At 70.6% G+C, this 5788-nt stretch carries 9 protein-coding genes; 7 read left to right on the top strand and 2 right to left on the bottom strand.

Going from position 1 to position 5788, the window contains the following annotated elements:
- The first annotated feature begins 150 nt into the window (after window positions 1-150).
- From MFF42_RS03970 to MFF42_RS03995, 6 genes are all read left to right on the top strand, one after another.
- Window positions 151-648 carry an META domain-containing protein gene (locus tag MFF42_RS03970; RefSeq protein WP_238254592.1) on the top strand — a complete coding sequence of 166 codons (498 nt, stop codon included), beginning with the start codon at window positions 151-153 and terminating at the stop codon, window positions 646-648.
- Window positions 649-837: 189 nt separating this feature from the next.
- Window positions 838-1014 (top strand): hypothetical protein, encoded by a 177-nt coding sequence (locus tag MFF42_RS03975; RefSeq protein WP_238254593.1) that lies wholly within the window; start codon window positions 838-840, stop codon window positions 1012-1014.
- Window positions 1015-1365: 351 nt separating this feature from the next.
- Window positions 1366-2343 (top strand): cysteine synthase A, encoded by a 978-nt coding sequence (gene cysK, locus MFF42_RS03980; protein WP_238254594.1) that lies wholly within the window; start codon window positions 1366-1368, stop codon window positions 2341-2343.
- A gap of 172 nt (window positions 2344-2515) precedes the next feature.
- Window positions 2516-2875: a hypothetical protein gene (locus tag MFF42_RS03985; RefSeq protein ID WP_238254595.1), complete on the top strand. Its 360-nt coding sequence runs from the start codon at window positions 2516-2518 to the stop codon at window positions 2873-2875.
- Window positions 2865-3194 (top strand): hypothetical protein, encoded by a 330-nt coding sequence (locus MFF42_RS03990; RefSeq protein WP_238254596.1) that lies wholly within the window; start codon window positions 2865-2867, stop codon window positions 3192-3194. Before MFF42_RS03985 ends, MFF42_RS03990 begins: the two co-directional genes overlap by 11 nt.
- A 56-nt stretch (window positions 3195-3250) precedes the next feature.
- Window positions 3251-3415 carry a hypothetical protein gene (locus MFF42_RS03995; RefSeq protein ID WP_238254597.1) on the top strand — a complete coding sequence of 55 codons (165 nt, stop codon included), beginning with the start codon at window positions 3251-3253 and terminating at the stop codon, window positions 3413-3415.
- A gap of 31 nt (window positions 3416-3446) precedes the next feature.
- On the opposite strand, the gene hmpA is transcribed toward MFF42_RS03995, so the two are convergent.
- Complete coding sequence (hmpA, locus tag MFF42_RS04000) at window positions 3447-4691, bottom strand: NO-inducible flavohemoprotein (protein ID WP_238254598.1); 1245 nt, start codon at window positions 4689-4691, stop codon at window positions 3447-3449.
- A gap of 94 nt (window positions 4692-4785) precedes the next feature.
- Between hmpA and MFF42_RS04005 the strand changes: the two genes are divergently transcribed.
- A complete protein-coding gene (locus MFF42_RS04005) occupies window positions 4786-5274 on the top strand; it encodes an Rrf2 family transcriptional regulator (protein ID WP_238254599.1) in 489 nt (162 codons plus the stop codon).
- On the opposite strand, the gene MFF42_RS04010 is transcribed toward MFF42_RS04005, so the two are convergent.
- On the bottom strand, window positions 5275-5788 hold a 514-nt coding region (locus MFF42_RS04010; protein ID WP_238254600.1), incomplete at its 5' end, for a diguanylate cyclase. It abuts the gene before it with no gap.

A 5788-nucleotide genomic window follows, 5' to 3' on the forward strand; every position in this document is an offset into this window, starting at 1 on the left:
TCGCCCATGGCGGCGCGCCGGCTCCGAAGCGTTCGGGCCGCGCGCCGCCATGGGCGACGAGTCGAGAGCCGTGTCCGCTCACTGTCCGGCCGACGATGCGGTCGAGCGGGGCTTCGGGGTGAGGCAGCCGAGCAGAAAGGGGGCTGAACGATGAACAGGATGCTGACCGCCGCGCTGGTCTGCGCGGCTGCCGCGTTCGCGGCCGCGCCGGCCACGGCGCAGATGGGAATGGGCGGCAATCCGTCCGGCTTCGGCGCGGGCAAGCAGCCGGAGAAGAAGCCGCAATACGTTCCCGGCGCGAAGCCGCAGGAGAAGATCTTTCCCCTCGGCTCGATGTGGACCGCCGTCAGCATGAACGGCAAGCCGTTCACCGGCGCGGACCGTCCGAGCTTCATCATCGACACGCAGTATCGCGCCCGCGGCTACGGCGGCTGCAACACCTTCACCGCCACCGCCTTCCCCCTGCGAGAGCAGCACCTCGCGGTCGGTCCCTTGGCGCTCACCAAGAAGACCTGCGACAAGGCGCTGGCGGCCTCCGAGCAGGCCTTCCTCATCGCCCTGCGCACGGCGGGCAAGTGGGATCTCGACGGCTCGCAGCTCGTGATCCGCAGCCAGAACGGCGAGCTGCGCTTCGACCGCGCCCTGTGACGCGGCGTTCCGGGACGGCGCACCGGCCTCGCGGACGAGCCGGTGCAGCCGCACGGCGAGCCTCCCGTTAAGACCCCGTTGACGACGATTCGCGGACGGAGGTCGGGATTCACCCTCCGTCAGGCTTACCGGCCGTTTCCTCGCACGCCTCGGTCGCGCCCCGCGCGGCCGATCAGGCGGAGAGACGGAATGCGGATCGGCCGGGTTCACCAGCGCGTCGTCCCGAGGGTGCGGCCGGCGGCCTCCGCCGCGACGCGCTACGATTTCCTCCGCGCCCACCACGAGGGGGCCGCGACCGTGGCCGCCCTCGCGACCAGCACCGGCATCACGATCCTGATTCTCGCGGCCCGCCTGTTCGCGGTCTGAGCCGCAGTGACCGATGGTTACGGCGCCGTCCATCCGGCGCATCGCGGATGACAATACTGTCGTCCGGGCGCGAAAAAATAAAATAAAATTCTCCGCGCAAGCTCAACCGCGCGCTCTCCGTGTAAAGGCCGGTATCCGCGGGCCGGGAAGCTCGACGGAGCTTGCGAAATCGGCTACGCGTCGCCGCCAGCGGCCCCCGTTTCGGCGGGAGCGCTAAGTTTCTGGTTTCGCATCGGCTTTCTTCGATCCCGGCCACCGTCCTCCGGGCCGATGTGAAAGCCTTTCGTGTTGGCGCGTGCTTCCGCGCCGGCCGCCGTTTCGGCCCGGGAGCGCTCAGGGAGCGGACAGACGATGACAGACACCTCGACCCCGGAAGCCCGGAAGCCCGGACACGGCCGCGTCTACGGCTCGATCACCGAGACCATCGGCAACACGCCGCTCGTGCGCCTCAACCGGCTCACCAAGGAGCGGGGCGTCGATGCCGAGATCCTGCTCAAGCTCGAGTTCTTCAACCCGATCTCGAGCGTGAAGGACCGCATCGGCGTCAACATGATCGACGCGCTTGAAGCCTCCGGCCGGCTCAAGCCCGGCGGCACGCTGGTCGAGCCGACCTCGGGCAACACCGGCATCGCTCTGGCCTTCGTCGCCGCCGCCCGCGGCTACCGCCTGATCCTGGTCATGCCGGAGACGATGTCGCTGGAGCGGCGCAAGATGCTCGCCTTCCTCGGGGCGCAACTCGAGCTCACCCCCGGCCCGCAGGGCATGAAGGGCGCCATCGCCCGCGCCGAGGAGCTGCTGCGCGAGATCGACGGCGCGGTGATGCCGCAGCAATTCTCGAACCCGGCCAACCCCGAGATCCACCGCAAGACCACCGCGGAGGAGATCTGGAACGACACGCAGGGTCAGCTCGACGCCTTCGTGGCAGGTGTCGGCACCGGCGGCACGGTGACCGGCGTCGGCGAGGTGCTGAAGCCCCGTCTGCCCCACCTCAAGGTGTTCGCGGTGGAGCCGGTGGACAGCCCGGTGATCTCCGGCGGCCAGCCCGGTCCGCACAAGATCCAGGGCATCGGCGCGGGCTTCATCCCCGACAACCTGCACACCGACATCCTCGACGGCGTCCTCAAGGTGTCGAACCAGCAGGCGATCGACACCGCGCGGGATCTCGCCAAGTTCGAGGGCATTCCCGGCGGCATCTCGACCGGCGGCAACGTCGCGGCGGCGCTGGAACTGGCGGGCCGCCCCGAGTTCCAGGGCAAGCGCATCGTCACCGTCGCCTGCTCGTTCGCCGAGCGCTACATCTCCTCGGTGCTGTTCGAGGGCATCGGCTGAGTGTCTCTCACAAAACTCCCGCCGCGCTGTCCTCGCCAGAGCGAGAACAGTCAGTGACCGGGAGTTTTGTGAGGCACTCTAAATCGCGAAGGGCGGTGCGGGTCCGTCGAGGACCCGCATCGCAACTCCTCCGGTCCCGGATGGTTGTCCCGGTCAGATCTGGAGGATGATGATGACGGAGACTTCCCCCGACCGGCCGTCGCTCAAGGCGTTCGACGCCTATGCGGACCGCAATGGCCAGGATGTCGGCACCGACTCCCCGCTCGACGTGGGCGTGCCTGCGCGGACCCAGGCGGACCTGAAGGGCAATCCGGACGGGACGGCCGAGACCGCGCGCATCGCCTCCGGCAGGGAGCGGCAGGATGCGACGGACCAGACCGAGGCCGAAACGCCCCCGGACAACCTGCGCCGGATCTCCGATCCGTCCTCGCGCTCCGAGCCCGACGCGACGGCGCAGGAGGCGATCGAGCGCGCCACCGCCGCCGTCGGCCAGGAGGAGGCCCCGCGCCACGGAGGGCGTGATGGGGAATGAGAACCGGCCCGACGAGGACCTGAGCAACACCGGCACCCGTAAGCCCGACGAGGCCGTCGGCTCGCCCGGCCCCCATCCGGCGGGCGGCGGGCATCAGACCCCTGAACAGGCGGCGATCACCGGCCAGGGGACGGGCGGGCGCTCGGATGCCGAGCGGCGCGGCGAGTGGGGCGAGGGCGGTCAGCCAGGCGACGCGGCGGGGCGTGCCCCGCCGGCGCTCGGCGGCTCGTCCGGCGGCCATTCCGACCGCAAGGCGGCGGCCGGTCCGCGCGAGGGCGAACCCGTCGCGGGCGAGCCGGAGAGGGCCAAAAGATCCTGAGCCAACAGATCCTGAGCGGCCCCGGCCCGGTTACGGATTCCTGAGGGAGCATGACGATGGACAGGCAGGACGGGGACGACCGCGCGAAGGATCGGGAGCGCCGGGACGGGGACAAGCCCGCCAACAGCGCCCCTGACGCGGTCAAGGACCCGAATGAGAAGACCGACGGCAAGCCGGGCGTGCCGCCGCAGGGCGACGAGACCGATCCGGGGGCAGGCTGATCCCGCCCCCGGCGCGGTGCCGTCGTTCGCTTCAGGCCGCCTGTTTCGGCGCCTCTTCGAGGAGCGTGTCGGCCGGGCCGAAGAACTCGAACCGGACCCGCTCCGCCGGGATTCCGGCGCGGGCGAGGCCGTTCGCCAGGGCGGCCAGGAAGGGTTTCGGTCCGCACAGATAGTAGGTCGCACACTCGGACGGCGTGTTCGCGACGAGCCAGTCCGCCGTGATCAGCCCTGCCTCGTCGTAGTGCTCACCGGGCCGATCCTGCGGCTCCGGCTCCGCGTAGAAGGTGCGGGCCGACAGGGATTGGCCGCTCGCGACGAGGCCGCGCACGTGGTCGCGCATGGCGTGGACCCGCCCGTTCAGGGCGCCGTGGACGAACCATGCCGGGCGCTCGGGCGTCTCCGCCGCGAGGCTCTCCAGCATGCTGACCATCGGGGTCAGGCCGACGCCGCCGCTGACCAGGACCACCGGCTCGGCGCTCGCCCGATCGAGGAAGAAATCGCCCGCGGGCGCGGCGACCTTCAGCACGGTTCCGGCCCACGCCTCGGCGTGCAGCCAGTTCGAGACCAGACCCGCCGGATGGTCGGCTGCCGCCTCACGCTTCACGGTGATGCGGTAGGCGCGCGCGTTGGGAGCGCAGGAGATCGAGTAGTTCCGCTTCAGCACGCCCCGGCCCGGCAGGTCGATGAGGAAGCCGAGATACTGCCCCGGCTCGTGCCGCATCACCGGACCGCCGTCGGCGGGGACCAGCACGAAGGAGCGGATCGTCTCGCTCTCCGGGGTAACGCTCTCGACCACGAAGTCGCGCCAGCCGTTCCAGCCGCCGACGCGCGCCGCCAGATCACGGTAGATCGTCGCCTCCCGGCCGATCAGCAGCTCCGCCAGGAACCAGTACGCCTCGCCCCAGGCCGCGAGGATCGTGGGCGTCGCCGCCTCGCCCAGCACGTCCCCGATCGCCGCGAGCAAGGCGTCGGCGACGTGAGGATAGTGTTCCGGCAGGATGTTGAGCGCGACGTGCTTCTGGGCGATGCGCTCCACGGCGCCCGTCAGCGCGCCGAGATTGTCGATGTTGCGGGCATAGGCCAGAACGGCGAGGGCGAGCGCCTTCGGCTGCGAGCCGGTCTCGCCGTGATGCGACTGGTTGAAGAGGTCGCGGATCTCGGCGTTCTCGAACAGGCGCTCGTACATGCGCCGGGTAATGGTGAGCCCGTGGCTCTCGAGGGCCGGAACGGTGGCTTTGATGACGGCGATGGTCTCGGGCGAGAGCGGCGTGGGCATGGGCACATCCAAAGATTCATGCGACGTGCACCTTTTGCCGTGCCGGTTGAAAAGATGCAATCGAAATGTACCTTAAAGCCCGTTCGGACCCGTCATGCGCCTGACCCGCTACACGGACTACGCCCTGCGCACCCTCATCTATGTCGGCCTGCGCGAGCCGCAGCAGAGCTCGATCGCCGAGATCGCGCGGGCCTACGGAATTTCGGAGAGCCATCTCACGAAAGTGGTGCACCAGCTCGGCCGGCTCGGGCTGATCCGGACGATCCGGGGCCGTGGCGGGGGCCTGCGCCTCGCCAAGCCGCCCGCCGAGATCGTGGTCGGCGCCGTGGTCCGGGCGACCGAGGACGATCTCGCGCTGGTCGAGTGCTTCTCCGGCGCGTCCTGCGCGATCACCGCGCCCTGTCGCCTGCGGCGGGCGCTGGGGGAGGCGCTGGCGGCGTTCCTCGCGGTGCTGGACCGCCACACCCTGGCCGACCTTCTCGGCGGGGCCGAGGGCGACGAGGTCGCGCGGCTGCTCGGCCTGTTCCCGCCGGCGGCGGCCGCGACCGAGACCCCGGTTCCCGAGCCGGACGGCCTGACGTGATTACGCCGCCGCCGCCTCGACCCGGTTCCGGCCGAAGGACTTGGCGCGGTAGAGGGCGGTGTCGGCTCGCTTGAGCAGGTCGGCCGGGCCGGAATCGGTCGGGCGCCGCACGGAGACGCCGACCGAGACGGTCACGCCGATGTCGCGGGTGCCGCCGTCGATGGCGAAGGGCGTCGCCTCGATCCGCTCGCGGATGCGCTCGGCGATGGCGCGGGCGTCGGGCAGTTCGGCGCCGGGCACCACCATCACGATTTCCTCGCCGCCGTAGCGGGCGAGGATATCCATCGGCCGCACGTACTGGCGGATGCGCTCGGCGAAGGCGCGCAGCACCTCGTCGCCGGCCTCGTGGCCGTAGGTGTCGTTGATCAGCTTGAAGCGGTCGATGTCGAGCAGGATGAGGGAGAAGGTGCTGCCGGCGTCAGCCCGGGTCCGGGCGATCGAGTCGCGCAGAAACCCGTCGAAGGCCTTGCGATTGGCCAGTCCCGTCAGCGCGTCGGTCGCCGCCGCGCGCCGC

The organism is Methylorubrum podarium, from assembly GCF_022179745.1.
Lineage (GTDB): Bacteria > Pseudomonadota > Alphaproteobacteria > Rhizobiales > Beijerinckiaceae > Methylobacterium > Methylobacterium podarium.

Coding starts and splice junctions, on each gene's coding strand:
- MFF42_RS03985 (WP_238254595.1), top strand. CDS start 2,516: ATGACGGAGACTTCCCCCGACCGGCCGTCGCTCAAGGCGTTCGACGCC.
- MFF42_RS03970 (WP_238254592.1), top strand. CDS start 151: ATGAACAGGATGCTGACCGCCGCGCTGGTCTGCGCGGCTGCCGCGTTC.
- cysK (WP_238254594.1), top strand. CDS start 1,366: ATGACAGACACCTCGACCCCGGAAGCCCGGAAGCCCGGACACGGCCGC.
- MFF42_RS03995 (WP_238254597.1), top strand. CDS start 3,251: ATGGACAGGCAGGACGGGGACGACCGCGCGAAGGATCGGGAGCGCCGG.
- MFF42_RS03975 (WP_238254593.1), top strand. CDS start 838: ATGCGGATCGGCCGGGTTCACCAGCGCGTCGTCCCGAGGGTGCGGCCG.
- hmpA (WP_238254598.1), bottom strand. CDS start 4,691: ATGCCCACGCCGCTCTCGCCCGAGACCATCGCCGTCATCAAAGCCACC.
- MFF42_RS03990 (WP_238254596.1), top strand. CDS start 2,865: ATGGGGAATGAGAACCGGCCCGACGAGGACCTGAGCAACACCGGCACC.
- MFF42_RS04005 (WP_238254599.1), top strand. CDS start 4,786: ATGCGCCTGACCCGCTACACGGACTACGCCCTGCGCACCCTCATCTAT.